This window comes from Propionivibrio pelophilus DSM 12018, assembly GCF_059569095.1.
In genome coordinates this window covers 19,667-36,188 of record NZ_JCANUT010000021.1, presented here as the reverse complement: position 1 = coordinate 36,188, position 16,522 = coordinate 19,667, and the positions used below count along the sequence as shown (strand labels likewise).

General features: G+C 59.9%; 16 protein-coding genes and 2 tRNA genes. 6 read left to right on the top strand and 12 right to left on the bottom strand.

Annotation, left to right across the window (positions count from 1 at the left end):
- Positions 1-10 precede the first annotated feature (10 nt).
- The 4 genes from BO74_RS10635 (at position 11) to BO74_RS10620 (ending at position 2,438) form a co-directional block, all read left to right on the top strand.
- A tRNA-Lys gene (locus BO74_RS10635) sits at positions 11-86 on the top strand.
- Positions 87-120: 34 nt separating this feature from the next.
- A tRNA-Lys gene (locus tag BO74_RS10630) sits at positions 121-196 on the top strand.
- Positions 197-508: 312 nt separating this feature from the next.
- Entirely contained in the window at positions 509-1,828 is a 1,320-nt protein-coding gene (locus tag BO74_RS10625) for a tyrosine-type recombinase/integrase (RefSeq protein ID WP_496442182.1), read from the top strand.
- Between the two features lie 10 nt (positions 1,829-1,838).
- Positions 1,839-2,438 (top strand): hypothetical protein, encoded by a 600-nt coding sequence (locus BO74_RS10620; protein WP_496442181.1) that lies wholly within the window; start codon positions 1,839-1,841, stop codon positions 2,436-2,438.
- A 71-nt stretch (positions 2,439-2,509) separates the two neighbouring features.
- On the opposite strand, the gene BO74_RS10615 is transcribed toward BO74_RS10620, so the two are convergent.
- The 12 genes from BO74_RS10615 to glnA form a co-directional block, all read right to left on the bottom strand.
- Positions 2,510-3,133: a tyrosine-type recombinase/integrase gene (locus tag BO74_RS10615; RefSeq protein WP_496442180.1), complete on the bottom strand. Its 624-nt coding sequence runs from the start codon at positions 3,131-3,133 to the stop codon at positions 2,510-2,512.
- A 157-nt stretch (positions 3,134-3,290) separates the two neighbouring features.
- Positions 3,291-4,550: a tyrosine-type recombinase/integrase gene (locus BO74_RS10610; RefSeq protein ID WP_496442178.1), complete on the bottom strand. Its 1,260-nt coding sequence runs from the start codon at positions 4,548-4,550 to the stop codon at positions 3,291-3,293.
- Between the two features lie 213 nt (positions 4,551-4,763).
- Entirely contained in the window at positions 4,764-5,525 is a 762-nt protein-coding gene (gene zapD / locus BO74_RS10605) for a cell division protein ZapD (RefSeq protein WP_496442176.1), read from the bottom strand.
- Positions 5,526-5,601: 76 nt separating this feature from the next.
- Entirely contained in the window at positions 5,602-6,228 is a 627-nt protein-coding gene (gene coaE, locus BO74_RS10600) for a dephospho-CoA kinase (RefSeq protein ID WP_496442175.1), read from the bottom strand.
- Positions 6,225-6,914, bottom strand: a complete 690-nt coding sequence (locus BO74_RS10595; RefSeq protein ID WP_496442174.1) for an SPOR domain-containing protein — start codon at positions 6,912-6,914, stop codon at positions 6,225-6,227. The genes coaE and BO74_RS10595 overlap by 4 nt, the downstream gene beginning before the upstream one ends.
- Before the next feature lie 23 nt (positions 6,915-6,937).
- Positions 6,938-8,302 carry a TrpB-like pyridoxal phosphate-dependent enzyme gene (locus tag BO74_RS10590; protein WP_496442173.1) on the bottom strand — a complete coding sequence of 455 codons (1,365 nt, stop codon included), beginning with the start codon at positions 8,300-8,302 and terminating at the stop codon, positions 6,938-6,940.
- 66 nt (positions 8,303-8,368) lie between these two features.
- Positions 8,369-9,091 (bottom strand): type III pantothenate kinase, encoded by a 723-nt coding sequence (locus BO74_RS10585; RefSeq protein WP_496442171.1) that lies wholly within the window; start codon positions 9,089-9,091, stop codon positions 8,369-8,371.
- The gene (locus BO74_RS10580; protein WP_496442170.1) at positions 9,088-9,897 is read right to left on the bottom strand and encodes a biotin--[acetyl-CoA-carboxylase] ligase; all 810 of its coding nucleotides are present in this window, start codon (positions 9,895-9,897) and stop codon (positions 9,088-9,090) included. The genes BO74_RS10585 and BO74_RS10580 overlap by 4 nt, the downstream gene beginning before the upstream one ends.
- Before the next feature lie 35 nt (positions 9,898-9,932).
- Positions 9,933-11,360, bottom strand: coding sequence for a nitrogen regulation protein NR(I) (gene ntrC / locus BO74_RS10575; protein WP_496442169.1), 1,428 nt, complete (start codon positions 11,358-11,360; stop codon positions 9,933-9,935).
- A gap of 54 nt (positions 11,361-11,414) precedes the next feature.
- A complete protein-coding gene (gene glnL / locus BO74_RS10570) occupies positions 11,415-12,506 on the bottom strand; it encodes a nitrogen regulation protein NR(II) (protein ID WP_496442167.1) in 1,092 nt (363 codons plus the stop codon).
- Positions 12,507-12,529: 23 nt separating this feature from the next.
- On the bottom strand, positions 12,530-12,967 hold the full coding sequence (locus BO74_RS10565; RefSeq protein WP_496442166.1) for a DUF4124 domain-containing protein: 438 nt from the start codon (positions 12,965-12,967) through the stop codon (positions 12,530-12,532).
- A 186-nt stretch (positions 12,968-13,153) separates the two neighbouring features.
- On the bottom strand, positions 13,154-14,569 hold the full coding sequence (glnA, locus tag BO74_RS10560; protein ID WP_496442164.1) for a type I glutamate--ammonia ligase: 1,416 nt from the start codon (positions 14,567-14,569) through the stop codon (positions 13,154-13,156).
- A 353-nt stretch (positions 14,570-14,922) separates the two neighbouring features.
- On the opposite strand from glnA, the gene BO74_RS10555 reads away from it, so the two are divergent.
- Complete coding sequence (locus BO74_RS10555) at positions 14,923-15,372, top strand: rhodanese-like domain-containing protein (protein WP_496442163.1); 450 nt, start codon at positions 14,923-14,925, stop codon at positions 15,370-15,372.
- 47 nt (positions 15,373-15,419) lie between these two features.
- Positions 15,420-16,517, top strand: a complete 1,098-nt coding sequence (gene nadA, locus BO74_RS10550; protein WP_496442161.1) for a quinolinate synthase NadA — start codon at positions 15,420-15,422, stop codon at positions 16,515-16,517.
- The last annotated feature ends 5 nt before the right edge of the window (positions 16,518-16,522 follow it).

Sequence of the window (16,522 nt, the reverse complement as noted above, 5' to 3'; positions counted from 1 at the left end):
CTTGTTTTTCGGGTCGGTAGCTCAGCCGGTAGAGCAGCGGACTTTTAATCCGTTGGTCGGGAGTTCGAACCTCCCCCGACCTACCAAGCACCTTGGATGTTGCTAGGTGTGAAAAGCAGTGGGGCGTTAGCTCAGTTGGTAGAGCAGCGGACTCTTAATCCGTTGGTCAAAAGTTCGAATCTTTTACGCCCTACCATTTATTCAAGCAAATCAAGCACTTAGCGCAAGCTTAGTGCTTTTTTTGCGTCTATTTTTCGCTTACACACTGCTTACACACTTTCAAATTCCCAGTTTTTCTCCAAAACGCGCTGCGGCGCGCATAGCGCTGTTATTTAGGCGCGGGTATATAGCGGGCTACGAAAACGGCTGAGAAGCGCAGGAAGAGCGCTTGGCGCACGGCTACGGCTATAACGCGGTGTACACGCTATGGCTGGTGCTGCTGGAGTAGACGTGAAAAAAATAGACAGACGACATTGACCGTTGAATACGGCGGCAATACAGTGCTGCTATGGCAGAGAAAAAAGAAACGACACACGAACTGATGGAAGGCACGCTGGTGCTATACAGGCGTGAGCGCAGCAATATTTGGCAGTGTCGTTATAAAGTTGATGGCAGGTGGCAGCGAGCGACGACGAAAGAGCGCGACTTAAAGAAGGCGAAAGAGGCTGCGAAAGTGCTGCTGATAAAGGCAGAGATACGCAAGCAGGAAAATTTACCAGTTATCACGCGCAAATTCAGAAGCATTGCGAAACTGGCGCTTGAGCGGATGGCGAACGAGACAAAGGGTGGGCACGGCAAAGCATCTTATGCTGACTACAGCATCGTCATTCAGCAATATCTCATACCATTTTTAGGCAACTACAACATTGCGAGTATTGACTACGCAGTGCTGGACAAGCTGGACGCGTGGCGCAAGGTGAAAATGAAAAAAGCTCCAGCACAAAGCACGATGATGACGCATAACGCAGCACTGAACAGGGTATTTGACGAGGCAGTATTGCGGAATTATTTGACTGAAGCGAACAGGTTGAAGCTGGATAGCAAAGGGAAAAAATCAGAAAGACGCGCGGCGTTTGAACTAGACGAAGTATGGGCGCTGCTGGGCAACTTTGACGCGTGGATTGAACGGGCGGCGAAAGAGACAAGCAAGGAACTGCGACCATTATTGCGCGACTATGTCACAGTGCTGCTGGATACAGGCGCACGACCTGGCAAAGAATTGATGAATTTGAAGTGGTCACAAATAAAGATTGACTGGCAGCTTGAATACGACGACGAATACGATACTGAAGACGACGGCACGCAAGCTGACTACAGGAAAGTGAAGCGCAGCAAACGGGCAGTAATAATGGCAGTGAGCGGAAAGACAGGCGCGCGCGAGATAGTTGGCACTGAACGGACACTGGAAGCGCTGGCAAGGATTGCGCAGCGGAACTATGGCAAGGCGCTGGTAGATACGCTGATAAATGAAAAGAACGACGACTATATTTTCAGACTGGAAGAGCAAAAAAAGGAAACGAGCTTTTCAGCGCTATTTCGTAGCTATTTAGACGAGCACAACTTACTTATTGATCCAAAAACTGGGCAAGAGAGGGTTTTTTACAGCTTGCGGCACACATACGCAACTTTCGCATTGACACACGACAAAGTGCCAATACACACGCTGGCGAAGCAGATGGGAACGAGCGTGACGATGATAGAAAAACATTACAGCCATCTTAATGTCATTAAAGCAATTGATCAGTTGCGCGGCGACGAGACGCGGCAACTACTGAATAGCGGTGGGAAAATCAACGAGATTTATATGAGCAAGATGCTGACGAAATAAGAGACAGGCGATGGCTGACTTGGCGAAAGCACAGAAACTGCTGGACAAGCTGGACAATGGAAAGAAGGTCAGCATACGCGACTTGCGCGCGGCATTGGGTAATGAAGGTGTTGAAGATTACGGCAATAGGTGGCAGGCAGAACTTGATAGACGGAAAGAATTTGAACAGAAACCCGACGAAATAAAGAAATACGAAGCGCTGGTGCACGAAGGCGACTTTTTCGAAAACAGGGCTGACGGCGCGAAGGGAAAAACGGCAATAAAGCTGCGCAATATGGCAGAGACGAAATACGAACGGGCAATTGAATATTTACAAGAAATTATTGAAGGCGACGGCAGCTTGCGGATATGGTTTGACAGGGATTTAGGCTTTGACGCAGGCGCAGCGACGCTGGGGCTGGATAGAGACAGCATTGCGCGCGTAATTACAACGCGATCAGTTTACAAAGTTAGCAGCGGTATGGCAGCGAATTACAGCAAGGAAGATATAAAGAAAGAGGTATTGAGGGACGCGATTGCGAACGCAGGCGCGGTGACGATGGCGGCACATACAGAGATAGTGAAACGGAAGTTGGCAGCGCTGCTGAAAAGACAGAATGAATTGAATTGAGAAGCAGTAGAGGGAAATATTTTAGACAGTGCTGTTCATTATTTTTACCTCTATCTCCTAACCCGCCCCAATCAAAGCAATTCCACTGCCGCTTTTTTCATATCCATCGTCACATCCACATAGCGCATCGTTGTCTGCGCCTGTCTATGCCCCGCAAGCTCCATCAATACTTTTAATGGCACTGATTTAGATGACAGCTGCGTTATAAAGCTGCGTCTGCCGCTATGACTACTTGCGCCAGCAAGCCCCGCGCTCTTATACAGCATATGAAAGTGATAACACGCTGTATTAGCTGTAAACCCTTCCCGCTTCTGCGTCGCAAAAAGTGGCTTATTCATATAGTCTGTATAGCTCAGCGCAATCAACTGCCGCGCTCCAAATCGCTGCTGTAAATAATTCAGCAACTCCTTGCGCAGCTTATCCGCCAAAACCACCGTCCGCGCGTGCCGTCCTTTCGTCTGCGCTGCTGTCAGTCGCAGTTCGTGTTTTATAGTTCCATCCACTGCCAGCACATCACCAATCTTCGTTGCCGCCACCTCGCCAATCCGCATCCCTCCCCAATATGTCATCAGCACCATCGCCCTGTCTCGTGCTGCGTGTTTTTTCGTGCTGATATAAAGCAAAAGCAGTTTCAGCTCTTTTTCGTTCAGTGTCCTCGCCTGTCCCATCACATCCCCCAAACCAAAGTATTTCATAAGTCGCAGTGTATATTCTTATGTCATTCTCGCAACCTATTTTCTGCCGTGTCATTTTTATTGCCAATTCACTCCATCGTTCAATAAGTTAGCGTGTTATGACCTATACAACCAAAGCTTTTAAGTAAACAAGAGGGAAAAATGGAGCGGGTGAAACTCACGCAACCGACCTCCGAAGGGGAATCACATTCCAGGCACGCCCGACCTCGCAAGCAACGATGAAATCCGTCCACAGCTCCAATGCCTTGCGCCGTTCGTTCAGATAGTCGTGCTGATCGTAGATCGCCACCAGCCCGCCCAGGGAATGATTGAGGCAACGTTCGGCAACCAGAAGATCAACGCCCAATGCCCCCAGGTGACTGCGGGCCGTTGATCGCAAATCATGGGGGGTGAAACGTCGGCACTTGTCGCCCAGTTCCTTGCACATCCGATTGATTGCCGCGTTCAAGGTTGTCGCCTCCATCGGCCTATCCCCACCCTCCGTGCTGAACCGGGTTTTGATGGGGGCCACATACGCCGAATCGATCGCCATTGTTTTCAGCTCACTGAACCAGAACGCCACCTGGTCAGTAATCGGGATCACGAACCGCTTCTTGTTCTTTGACCGTTCGGGCGGGATCGTCCATTCTCGCTTCTCCATGTCGATCTCTTCCCACTTGGCACCGATCAATTCCCCGATCCGGGTGCACGTGGCCAGCAGGATTTTGATTGCCACCTCGTTGGTCCGACCGATCGAGGGTAGGGCGGGCAACATGGCGCGCAATTCCGCTTCAGTGAGCATCAGGCGAGTGCGATTGACCGGCCGTGACCCGAGCACTGCCTTTGCCCGAACGTGGGCGCATGGGTCCGAGTCGATGACGTGGCGAGCCACCGCATGGGAGAACATTTCATGCAAGGTACTCAGAACGAGTCGGGCGACGTGTAGCGACTTGTCAGCAACCGCTTCGGTTGCGTTCACGATATCGGCCGGGGTGACATCAGCAACAAGTAGATTCCCCAACCGCCCAGTGATGTGATCGCGTACCTGTTGCTTGCGCTGCTTCACCGTTGAGGGAGACAGGCGCCCTTCGATCTTCTCCAGGTAGTCGTCTGCCAGGTGCTTGACGGTCCATGCCGCGGCCCGGCTCCGCTTCTCCTTCTGCTTCTCCCTGGCAACATCTTCCCCTTGTTCGACCCGTATCCGCAGCTTTGCAGCTTCCTTCCGCGCATTCGCCAGGGATAAATCGGGGTAGCTGCCAACCTTGATCTCCTTCTGCGACTTCATCCCGGTGAGGCGGTACCGAAGCACCCATGTTCCGGCCTTGGTCGTCGCCTGCCTGGTGCTCATGGTGAAGGTGAGCCCATCGCCGTCCGACTTGGCCACCGGCTGGCCCGCAGCGATCCAGTTGCGGATATCAACGTCTGTCAGTTTTCCCATGATTCCCCCTGGGCGGGTCAGACCCGCCAAAAGCCCCCTAGCTACTCATTGCCGTGAATTTAGCTACTCAGAACACCCGTTAGCTACTCACGTAGCTACTCAAAAAGGGCGCGCTGCCATGATACGTCCAGCGACGTCCAGAAACAACAAACCCCGCTACGGCGGGGCTTTCCTGGGGTGTTGTGCGACGTCCAGCGTCGTCCAGAAATGTTGCTACAGATTACAGAACACTATTTCAAAGGGAACGTCCACCGCCGCGTCGGGATGACGCGGTCTCGCTTCGAGATCCTGGCGGATGAAGCGAATGTTCAAGGCATACTTGTTGGCGCTGATTTCCGGGACGAACGCCAGCGGCTCCTTGAGCGAGACGCGCACCATCTGCGATGTGCTGCCGCCCAGCATCAACTGGAACGAACCGCCCTTGGCCAACTGATTTTCCGGCGTTCCGCTGGCGCGCAGCAAGCGCAGGACGATCGACAAGCCATCGCGTAGCGCCGTCAGTGGCTTCAGCCAGCCCTGCAAGGCCTCCTGCCGGGTCTTCGCGTCCTGATGTTGCCAGTAGTGGTAGGACGGCAGGTCGAACTCGCAGACGCCTCCGGGAATCACCGCCCGGCTCTTGATGGCCATCAGCCAGTCGTTCTCCCGCAGGTATTGGCCGATCTTGCCGGTCATGGCCAGCAGGGCCGCGGAGGATTGTTCGATTTCATAGAGCGCTCCGGAAAGCGCTTCCTCGGAGATATCCGGGTTGTTGCGGAAGGCAAGCAGCGACTGGCGTTGCCGCTCCAGCTCCTGAATCAGGTCGAGCTTCAGGTCGGCACGCCCGGCAACCTCAAGAATCTCGAACAGCGACAGGAGAACCACATGATGCTCGCGCGGCCCTTCCTGTTGAATGAAGTAGGCAGCCTTCTCGAATAAATCCTCCAGACGCAACAGGGTCCTGATGCGCTCGTTGAAGGGATATTCGTAGGTAGTCACATTGCCGCCGGGGAGGGAATATTGATGAAATTTCCTGCATTCTGAGACATTTGCGAACAAATCTCAACAGTCCGCCTTAAGTATCTTCCCGTACCGGGGCCTTCCGGGCAAGTTCGACGTAACAGTGGTGCAGGCGAAGAACTTGCGGGCGTAGCTCATCGAGGCCATCGTCGTTCGTCAGCACGTCGTCGGCCGCCGCGCGGCGCTCTTCGCGGCTCGCCTGGGTCGCCATGATGGCACGAACTTCAATGTCGGTCAGGTGGCTGCGCGCCTTGACCCGTGCCACCTGTACCGACTCGGCGCAGTCGATGACCAGGATCCGGTCGATGTGTTCGCGATAGGCGCCGGACTCCACGAGCAACGGCACGACCAGCAGCACGTAAGGGGCATGACTGGCGCGCCGGCAACGGGTTACGCTCTCGCGGCGGATCAGCGGATGCAGGATTGCTTCCAGCCGCCTGCGAGCCTCGGGATCAGAAAAACACAGTTGCCGCATCGCCGCGCGATCGAGACTCCCGTCGGTGTGCAGAATGATCGCGCCGAAGGCGCGGGCGATCTCGGGCATTGCCTCTCCGCACGGTCCGGTCAGATCGTGGGCAATCGCGTCGGTATCGACGATGGCCGCGCCGAGTTCGGCGAACAGGTTGGCGACGGTGCTCTTGCCGCTGCCGATGCCGCCTGTCACTCCGACAACGAAACTCATTGTCCGGAGGCGTTCCGCAACTTGCAGGCACTGCGACGGGCGCCCGGCGCTGTTTTGGCGAGCCATTGCTCGAGTTCTCCGGCTTTGGCTTCCGGGGCGCGGAGTTCGAGCTGTGCCAGCGCGGGCTTGAGCTGGCGCTCGGCGATCCGGGCGGAACGCACTCCTTGCTCGCGCAGCTTCGCGAGTGCAGCCGTCGCCGCATCCGACGAGGAAAACAGCCCCAGCGAGATGGCCAGCTGATTGGCGCCGCTCTCCTGCACGATGAAGTATTCCTTGATGCCAAGATCCTTCAGCTCACCTGCTTTGATCTCAGCGTCCCGCTTGGTCTTCAGTGGCGGAATATGCACCCAGAAACTCGAGGTGTCCGGAAAGTTGGTGCGCGCCGCCGTGACCCCGGCAAGGGATTCCGTCAGGGAGGATTCCAGGCGATCGGCATCGGCCGGGGGCAGTTCGGCCAACAGGATGCAGGTTTCGACCGGCGCCTTCTCCTCGGGCTTGGCGACTTTCTTCTCCGGACGCGCGACCTCCGGCGGCGGCACATCGTTGGCGACGATGCGTACCTGATCAGCGCGCAACTGCTGATTGAGCCGGAGCGCGTCGGCATTCTCCGCAACGCCGAAGTAACCCCGCGTCCAGGCAAAGAACAGCAGATTGGCCAGAAACAGCAGGAATACGAAGATGCGCATTATTGCCCTCTCATGCCGTGACGTCAGCCGACGTTGGGAAGATGCTCCAGCGATTGCCGGATCGCTTCCTCGGGGTAGGCGAAATCCTCGAGCTCGCCGGCGAAGTAGCGATCGTACGACGCCATGTCGAAATGCCCGTGCCCGGTGAGGTTGAAGAGGATCGTCTTCGGCTCGCCAGTCTGCTTGCAGCGCAGCGCCTCGTCGATCGCGCCGCGAATGGCGTGGCACGACTCGGGGGCCGGCACGATCCCCTCGGCACGGGCGAACATCACGCCGGCCTCGAAGGTCGCCAGTTGCGGCACGGCCACCGCCTCGATCAAGCCTTCGTGGTAGAGCTGCGAGACGAGCGGCGATGCCCCGTGGTAGCGCAAGCCGCCGGCGTGGATGCCCGGCGGCATGAAGTCATGGCCGAGGGTGAACATCTTCATCAGCGGCGTGAAGCCGGACGAATCGCCGAAATCGTAGGCGTACTTGCCCTTGGTCAGAGACGGGCACGAGCTCGGCTCGACGGCCACCAGGCGCACCATGCGGCCGTTGCGCCCACCGGCGGCGTTGTCGGCGAGGAAGGGGAAGGCCATCCCGGCGAACGAGGATCCGCCGCCGCAGGGCGCAAAAACCACGTCCGGCCAGTCGCCGGCCATCTCGAACTGCTTCTTCGCCTCGAGACCGATGATCGTCTGGTGCAGCGCCACATGGTTGAGCACCGAGCCGAGTGCGTAGTTGGTGTCGGCGCGGGAGGCGGCTTCCTCGACCGCCTCGGAAATCGCCAGGCCGAGCGAACCCATGTTGCCCGGATCCCTGGCCAGCGCATCGCGTCCGGTCTGGGTCATTTCCGACGGGCTGGCGAACACCTCGGCGCCCCAGGTCTGCATCATCGAGCGCCGATAGGGCTTCTGCTGGTAGCTCACCTTGACCATGTACACGCGCACATCCACGCCGAACATCTGTCCGGCTAGAGCCATCGAGCAGCCCCACTGGCCGGCCCCGGTTTCCGTGGTGATGCGCTTGATACCCGCCTGGCGGTTGTAGTACGCCTGCGGCACGGCGGTATTCGGCTTGTGCGATCCGGCCGGCGAGACGCCCTCGTTCTTGTAGTAGATCTTCGCCGGCGTTCCCAGCATTTCCTCGAGCCGTGCCGCGCGCACCAGCGGCGAGGGGCGCCAGAGCCGGTAGATCTCGCGCACCTCCTGGGGAATCGGTATCCAGCGCTCGGCGGACATCTCCTGTTCGAGGATCGCCATCGGGAAGATGGCCCCCATCTGCTCCGGCGTCGCCGGCTTGCCGTCCGGCCCGAGCGGCGGCAGCGGCGCGTTGGGCATGTCGGCGACGACGTTGTACCAATGCGTCGGAATTTCGGATTGGGGAAGGACAAAGCGCAACGATTCCATGAGAACTCCCGGAAATGGATGCCGAATCGGAAAAGCCGAAGTATAGAGGCTGGCGCCCTGGCGTGCTCAGCTTGCGGAGGCGTATTGCAGCAGACCGTCGAGGATGAGGGTTTCTTCCACACGGCACGGAACCCCGAGACACGGCACGAGCCGGAGTGCCGCGCCGCCCGTCAGCACGCATAGTGCGCCGCGCTCTTCCGCGGCCACCTTGGCAAACATGCGCTCGATGGCGCCGGCCTGCGCATGCAGGCAACCGGAGGCGATGGCATCCATGGTGTTGCGCGGTTCGTCGCGGAAATGCCCGCGGGCATGCGGCAGTTGTGCCGTGCCGCGGGCCAGTGCGGTGAGCATGAGATGCATGCCGGGAAGGATCAGCCCGCCGCGGAAGTTTCCCGCGCCATCGAGCCAGTCAACCGTTGTCGCCGTACCGGAGCACACCACCACGCACGGCCCCGCCACCTTGCGCCGGGCGCCGACCAGCGCGGCCCAGCGATCGGCGCCGAGGCGCTCCGGTTGTTCATAGTTATTGAGCACGCCGTGGGCGAACGGCTCCGGGCGAACCCATTGCACGGAGAAACCGCTTGCGCCCAGCGCGTGCTGCACAGCCGTTTCGACGGCCGGCCCGGCGACGCTGCAGGCGACGACGCGTGCCGTCTCCGGCCAACGCGCAGCCACATCGGCCAGGCGTTCGGCTTCATCGGTCGGCACGTTGCCGCGCTCCTTCCAGGCAGTCCCGTCGTGGCATCCCCACTTGATGCGGGAGTTGCCGGCGTCGATGGCGACGATCATAGCGGCCTGAGCGAGACGTCGCCGGACAGGCAGCGCTCAACGCCATGCGCGGTATGCACCAGCAGCGCGCCATCGAGATCCGCCCCCTCGCAGACGCCCTCCTTGTCGACGCGACCGTCGCGCAGCAGGCGCACCGGCCGGTCCTGCCAGGCGTGACAGGCGTGCCAGTCGGAACGGACAGCAGCGAATCCGTCGGCGGCGAAGCGATCGAATGTTTCGGCCAGCGCACGCAGCAGATGGGAAAGCAGCTGGTGGCGTTCAGGCAGTTCGGCGACGATCTGCTCGAGCGCCGCGGCGGGAAGGGCGGCAACACTCGGTTCGCCGATACTCTCCGGCAGGCGAAGATTGAGACCGATGCCGATGATCGCCTTGGCGCCTTGTTCATCGGCATGCAATTCGACCAGGATGCCGCCGAGCTTGCCGTGGCCGTAAAGGATGTCGTTCGGCCATTTCAACTGCACGCCAGTCGCGCCACAACGACTCAAGGCGTGCACCACGGCAACGCCAACCGCCAGTGACAGGCCGGACAGGCGTTCCAGCCCGCCCGGGAAAGCCCACAATACGGAGAAGGTCAGGCTGGACTCCGGCGAAGCCATCCAGGTTCGCCCGCGACTGCCGCGCCCGGCCGTTTGCCGGTCGCTGACCACGACAGTCCCGGACGGCGCGCCCTCCTCGGCAAGCTGCAGCAGCACCGTGTTGGTCGATGCGCACTCGGCCAGTGCGACGACGTTGAACCGCCCGCGGGTCTCGGCGAGCAGTTCAGGCAAACGCGAAGGATCGATCAGCTGGGCGGAAGATTCGGACATCGGGCAGCACCTTTCGAGGGCGCCATTATCGCCGATTATCCGGCCGCCTGCCCCGTTTCATCCGACCGCCCGCCGTCGAGGCCGAGGTCCTGGATCTTGCGGGTGATGGTGTTGCGTCCGATGCCCAGCGCCAGGGCCGCTTCGATCCGCCGTCCGCCGGTATGCATCAGCGCGCGGTTGATCAGGATGCGCTCGAAGGCGTTTGTCAGCTTCTCGTGCACCTGCCCCTCGTCGGTGCTCAGCATACGGTCGACCACCTGCGCCAGCGCCCCTTCCCAGTCGGTGGCGCCGCCCGCTGCCGGTGCCGCCTCGCGCAGCTCGGGCGGCAGGTCGCCGACATCGACGAGCTGGCCCGGCGCCATGACGGTCAGCCAGTGGCAGACGTTTTCCAGTTGCCGGACGTTGCCCGGAAAATCGAGGGCCGACAACTGGCGCAGCGCCGCGTCGGAAATCCGCTTGGCCTCGACGCCGAGTTCCTGCGCGCTCTTCTGCAGGAAGTGGCGGGCCAGGATGGGAATGTCCTCGCGCCGTTCGCGCAGGCTCGGCAGGCGGACGCGGATGACGTTGAGGCGGTGAAAGAGATCCTCCCGGAACAGGCCATCCTTGACCCGCTCTTCCAGGTTCTGGTGCGTGGCGGCGATGATGCGCACGTTGGCGCGAATCGGCGAATGTCCGCCAACGCGATAGAAGTTTCCGTCGGAGAGGACGCGCAGCAGGCGCGTCTGCAGTTCGGCCGGCATGTCGCCGATTTCGTCGAGGAACAGCGTACCGCCTTCGGCCTGCTCGAAGCGTCCGCGGCGCTGCGTGGCCGCACCAGTGAACGCGCCACGCTCGTGGCCGAACAGTTCGGATTCGAGCAGGTCCTTCGGGATGGCCGCTGTGTTGATGGCGATGAACGGCTTGTCCGCGCGCGGGCTGTGCCGGTGCAGGGCGCGCGCGACCAGTTCCTTGCCGGTCCCTGATTCGCCGGTGATCATTACCGTCGCCGACGACTGGCTGAGTCGTCCGATCGCGCGGAAGACCTCCTGCATCGCCGGGGCCTTGCCGAGGATTTCCGGCACCATGCCCAGTTCGTCGGTTGCACCACCTTGGTGCAAGCTCTCATCGACGGCTCGGCGGATCAGTTCCAGCGCCTGGTCCACGTCGAAAGGCTTGGGCAGATACTCGAACGCGCCACCCTGAAAGGCGGCGACGGCGCTGTCGAGGTCGGAGTAGGCGGTCATGATGATGACCGGCAGCGCGGGGAAGCGCTCCTTGACCTTCCTCAGCAGATCCAGCCCCGACTCGCCGGGCATGCGGATGTCGGATACCAGGACCTGCGGTGGTTCGGCACCGGCATCGAGTTGCGCCAGTGCCTCGGTCGCCGAGGCAAAGCTCTTGAACGGCGTCTGCTCGCGCGACAGGGTCTTTTCCAGCACCCAGCGAATCGACTTGTCGTCGTCGACAATCCACACAGGTTTCATTTTTTTCTCAGGCATCGTGATCAGGATGTGGAGGGTATAGCAAATAGCTTGCCATCAACCCGCCGCCTTCCCCTCACCAAGATTCAACGGCATGCGGAGCGTGAAGCAGGTGAATCCCGGTCGGCTCTGGCACTCGATGGTGCCCTGATGCTGCAGCACGAAGTTCTGTGCCAGCGTGAGGCCGAGGCCGTTGCCCCCTTCCCGCCCGGAAACCAGCGGGTAGAACATCCGCTCCCGGATGTCTTCCGGAATCCCCGGGCCGTTGTCGATGACCTGCAGCTCGATCGCCAGCGGAAAACGCTTCTTGGCCAGGGTGACCTGCCGCGCGACGCGCGTACGGAAGGTGATCAGCCCCTCGGCTTCTGCCTCCGGGCGGTTCATGATCGCCTGTGCCGCGTTGCGCGCGATGTTCAGCACGGCCTGGATCAGTTGCTCGCGATCGCCGATCAGCTCGGGCAGGCTCGTGTCGTAATCGCGACGGATCATCAGCGCCTTGGGGAATTCCGCCTTCAGCAGGCTGCGTACGCGTTCAAGAATCTCGTGAATGTTGACCGAACCCGGCTGCATCGGACGATGCGGCGAGAGCAGGCGCTTCATCAGGTCCTGCAGGCGATCGGTTTCCTTGATGATGACCTGGGTGTATTCGCGCAGCGCGGGGTTGTTGAGCTCATGTTCGAGCAACTGCGCCGCGCCGCGAATTCCGCCTAGCGGATTCTTGATTTCGTGTGCCAGATTGCGGATCAGTTCGCGGTTGGCCAGTTGCTGCTCCAGCAGCCGCTCCTCGCGGGTCGCCTTGATCTGCTGGTCGATCGGCCAGAGCTCGACCAGCAGGCGGATGTCACCGGCGTCTACCCGATTGACGGTGCAGTTCAGTTGCAGCAGCAGGTCGTCGTTTCGTCGGATTTCGATGTTCTGGCCGCTATGCCCCCAGCCATGCAGTAAGGCGTTGTCCAGCGCGTCTAGCAAAGTCGAAGGGCAGGCGGCGACGTCGCAAAGTTTTGCTCCGGCGACGGTTTTCCCGCTGATCGCCAGGAGATCCTCGGCGGCGGAATTCAGGTAGCGAATGGCCAGATTCTCGTCGAGCAGGATGACCGAGGATGAAAGTAGATCCAGCCCGCTGAACGGGAGGTTCGGACGCTCATTCATGGGTGCTCCCGGCCGGAGCGTGCTCAGCGCAGCTTGTCCAGCTCCCTCTGGATGGCTTCGATATTGCGTTCATGCAGCGCCACCTTGTTCTTGAAGGGTTCCAGTCGATCGAGAACCCGTTGATAGTTGCGTTCATCACCGCTACGGACGGCTTCTTGCGCGGCCAGTTCCTTCTTCGCCTGTTCGAGGTTCTGTTGCTCGGCCGCCAGTTCGCTCTCCAGAATGCGCCGTCGGTCGGTGTCCCGTGCCTTCTGATCGTTTTCGCCGACCTTGGGGAAGCTCGCCGGCGAGGGCGTCTTGATGGCAGGGCGCGCGGGCGGGACGGTCGTCGCTGGCCCGAGATCCATCGCAGAGCATTTCATTCCCGGGGTCGACAGCTTGACGTTGGAAAACGTCTTGTGACCGTGGGCATCGACGCACTGATACATGACGTCGGCGTGCGCCAGCGGAATCGCCGCCAACAGAATTCCTGAAATGCAAAGTCGGGGAAACAACGCCATCATCCTATTCCCTTGTAATTACCGGAAAAGCCTCGGGTCCGGCCGTCAGTGTATTGGATGGGTCAGGCAAAGACAATGCAATGGCGGTTACTGCGAGCGATAAAAAAGGACGGGGAGTCCCCGTCCTTTCCGTTGGCCGCGAACCGCTTAGCAGCTGTAGTACAGCTCGAACTCGACCGGGTGGGTCGTCATGCGCACCTTGTTGACTTCGTCCATCTTCAGTTCGAGGTAGGCATCGATCCATTCGTTGGAGAAGACACCGCCCCGGGTCAGGAACTCGCGATCCTTGTCGAGAGCGGCCAAGGCTTCTTCGAGGCTGGCGCAAACGGTCGGGATCTTCGCGTCTTCTTCCGGCGGCAGATCGTACAGGTTCTTGTCGGCGGCATCGCCCGGGTGGATCTTGTTCTGAATACCGTCGAGGCCGGCCATCAGCAGGGCCGAGAAGCACAGGTACGGGTTGGCGATCGGATCCGGGAAGCGGGTCTCGATACGGCGCGCCTTGTCGGAAGCGACGTGCGGGATGCGGATCGAGGCCGAGCGGTTCTTCGCCGAGTAGGCCAGCTTGACCGGCGCTTCATAGTGCGGAACCAGACGCTTGTACGAGTTGGTACCGGGGTTGGTGATCGCGTTCAGCGCCTTGGCGTGCTTGATGATGCCGCCGATGTAGAACAGCGCCATTTCCGACAGGCCGGCATAGCCGTTGCCCGCGAACATGTTCTTGCCGTCCTTCCAGATCGACTGGTGGACGTGCATGCCGGAACCGTTGTCGCCAACGATGGGCTTGGGCATGAAAGTCGCCGTCTTGCCATACTGGTACGACACGTTATGCACGACGTACTTGAGGATCTGCGTCCAGTCGGCGCGCTTGACCAGCGTGCTGAACAGGGTGCCGATTTCGCACTGGCCGGCGTTGGCTACTTCGTGGTGATGCACTTCAACCGGGACGCCCAGCGATTCGAGCGTCAGCACCATGGCCGAACGGATGTCGTGCAGGCTGTCGACCGGCGGAACCGGGAAGTAGCCGCCCTTCACACCCGGACGGTGACCGGTGGCGCCGTTGCCTTCGTTCTTTTCGCCGGAATTCCAGGCCGCTTCAGCGGAATGGATCTTCAGGTTACAGCCGGACATGTCGACCGACCACTCGACGCCGTCGAAAATGAAGAATTCGGGTTCCGGGCCAAAGTAGGCGGTGTCGCCAACGCCGGTTGACTTCAGATAGGCTTCGGCGCGCTTGGCGATCGAGCGCGGGTCGCGGTCGTAGCCACGGCCGTCGGCGGGATCGACGACGTCGCAGGTGAGGACCACGGTGGTTTCGTCAAAGAACGGGTCGATGTAGGCAGTGTCCGGATCGGGCATCAGTTGCATGTCGGACGCCTGGATACCCTTCCAGCCGGCGATGGACGAGCCATCGAAAGCGTGGCCGTTCTCGAACTTGTCCTCGTCGAACGCGCTGACCGGTACAGTAACGTGCTGTTCCTTGCCACGGGTGTCAGTAAAACGGAAATCGACGAACTTGACCTCGTTTTCCTTGACCATCTTGATAACGTCTTGCGGGCTTGCCATTTGCAAAGTCTCCTCAGCGAGTACCGGTCATTCCGGCGACAATGAAAAAAGTGCTCTGGGTACTAGCAGAAACCATGCCACCCAACACACACCAACGAACCACCACGAGATATGCAACAGCCACCGCCTGATTCGGCTGCAATATCACCACAATAGTGCAAAAAACAAAGAATGTCGCACCACAATAGTGCGCCAGCAATATTCGCTCCGGTCGGCGCACACGTTATCAGCTTTCGTCCGGCACTGAAACTCGGTCTTGTCGGAACCTATGGCCGCCTGACGCTGCCTCAGGGAACGAAGAAACGCCATTCACGGTTTATACTTTGTCCTCACCCACACTCGCAGCCATATCGATGGGATCGCTTTCCAGAACACTTGAACAGGCGAAAGACCGCGTCGCGGAACTCGTCCTGCCTTATGCCGGGGCACTTACCCCCGCCGAAGCATGGGCCGTCTGGCAGAATGCTCCCGGCGCCAAGCTCGTTGACGTCCGCACCCGTGCTGAATGGGATTGGGTTGGTCGCATCCCGGGCGCGATCGAGATCGAATGGCAAAGCTATCCCGGTGGCCAGCCGAATCCCGATTTTCTGGCCCAGCTCAAACGCCAGATCGACACCGAGTCGCTCGTCATGTTCATCTGCCGCAGCGGGGCCCGCTCGCACAATGCCGCTTGCCTGGCTACAGAGGTTGGCTATACCGAGTGCTACAACGTGCTCGAAGGCTTCGAAGGCAACGTGGACGCCAACGGCCAGCGCGGCAAGCTGGGCGGCTGGCGATTCGCCGGACTGCCCTGGCACAGTTGATCAAATCCATCCCGGAGCAAGTCTCCGGTCATTCAAGAGACGCATCCATGAACGCCCCAAGCATCGACTTCGCCCTGTACAGCCAAATGCCAGACGCCGAGTGCCATGCGCGTATTCGCGCGGCCCGCGCAAAGCTCGGCAGCAAGGCCGTGATTCTGTGCCATCACTACCAGCGCGCCGACGTCTATCAGTACGCGGACCTGACCGGCGACTCGTTGAAGCTCGCCCGCCTGGCGTCGCAAACCGACGCCGAGTACATCGTCTTTTGTGGTGTGCATTTCATGGCCGAAGTGGCCGACATCATGTCCAGGCCGCACCAGACCGCGATCCTCCCCGACCTGGCCGCGGGGTGTTCGATGGCCGACATGGCCAACCTGGCGAAAGTCGAGCGCTGCTGGCGCGAACTGAACGAAGTGCTGAACGCCGAGGAGCAGTTCACCCCGGTCACCTACATCAACTCGGCCGCCGATCTGAAGGCCTTCTGCGGACGGCATGGCGGCATCGTCTGCACCTCGTCGAACGCGCGGACGATCGCCGAATGGGCGTTCGGCCAGCGCGAGAAGATCCTGTTCTTCCCCGACCAGCACCTCGGGCGCTGGACCGGCCATACAATGGGCATTCCGCTCGACGAGATGCTGGTCTGGGATCCCGATCTCGAACTCGGCGGACTGACTCCCGAACAAATCCGCAAGGCGAAACTGCTGCTCTGGAAGGGGCACTGCTCCGTCCACCAGATGTTCCAGCCAGCGCACATCCGCAAGTTCCGCAGCGAGCATCCGGACGGGCTGGTCATCTCCCATCCGGAATGCAGTTTCAAAGTCTGCCAGCTATCCGACTACGTTGGCTCGACCGAGCACATTGTCAAGATCGTCAAGGAAGCACCCGCCAACACGCGCTGGCTGGTCGGTACCGAGCTCAACCTGGTCAACCGCCTGGCCGAAGAAGTGAAGCCGGAAGGCAAGACCGTCCAGTTCATGGCTCCGACGGTGTGCATGTGCTCTACCATGCAGCGTATCGACCCGCAGCATTTGGCGTGGACGCTGGAAAACCTCGCCGCAGGCCACGTGGTCAATCCCATCCGCGTCCCCCAACACGAACTTGTCGAGGCCAAGCTGGCGCTGGAGAGGATGCTCGCGGTATCGTGAGCGCC

Excerpts from the sequence above, each read along its gene's own strand:
- BO74_RS10625 (WP_496442182.1), top strand. The coding sequence starts at position 509 with ATGGCAGAGAAAAAAGAAACGACACACGAACTGATGGAAGGCACGCTG.
- BO74_RS10620 (WP_496442181.1), top strand. The coding sequence starts at position 1,839 with ATGGCTGACTTGGCGAAAGCACAGAAACTGCTGGACAAGCTGGACAAT.
- BO74_RS10615 (WP_496442180.1), bottom strand. The coding sequence starts at position 3,133 with ATGAAATACTTTGGTTTGGGGGATGTGATGGGACAGGCGAGGACACTG.
- BO74_RS10610 (WP_496442178.1), bottom strand. The coding sequence starts at position 4,550 with ATGGGAAAACTGACAGACGTTGATATCCGCAACTGGATCGCTGCGGGC.
- coaE (WP_496442175.1), bottom strand. The coding sequence starts at position 6,228 with ATGAGTTTCGTTGTCGGAGTGACAGGCGGCATCGGCAGCGGCAAGAGC.
- BO74_RS10595 (WP_496442174.1), bottom strand. The coding sequence starts at position 6,914 with ATGCGCATCTTCGTATTCCTGCTGTTTCTGGCCAATCTGCTGTTCTTT.
- BO74_RS10590 (WP_496442173.1), bottom strand. The coding sequence starts at position 8,302 with ATGGAATCGTTGCGCTTTGTCCTTCCCCAATCCGAAATTCCGACGCAT.
- BO74_RS10585 (WP_496442171.1), bottom strand. The coding sequence starts at position 9,091 with ATGATCGTCGCCATCGACGCCGGCAACTCCCGCATCAAGTGGGGATGC.
- BO74_RS10580 (WP_496442170.1), bottom strand. The coding sequence starts at position 9,897 with ATGTCCGAATCTTCCGCCCAGCTGATCGATCCTTCGCGTTTGCCTGAA.
- ntrC (WP_496442169.1), bottom strand. The coding sequence starts at position 11,360 with ATGAAACCTGTGTGGATTGTCGACGACGACAAGTCGATTCGCTGGGTG.
- glnL (WP_496442167.1), bottom strand. The coding sequence starts at position 12,506 with ATGAATGAGCGTCCGAACCTCCCGTTCAGCGGGCTGGATCTACTTTCA.
- glnA (WP_496442164.1), bottom strand. The coding sequence starts at position 14,569 with ATGGCAAGCCCGCAAGACGTTATCAAGATGGTCAAGGAAAACGAGGTC.
- BO74_RS10555 (WP_496442163.1), top strand. The coding sequence starts at position 14,923 with ATGGGATCGCTTTCCAGAACACTTGAACAGGCGAAAGACCGCGTCGCG.
- nadA (WP_496442161.1), top strand. The coding sequence starts at position 15,420 with ATGAACGCCCCAAGCATCGACTTCGCCCTGTACAGCCAAATGCCAGAC.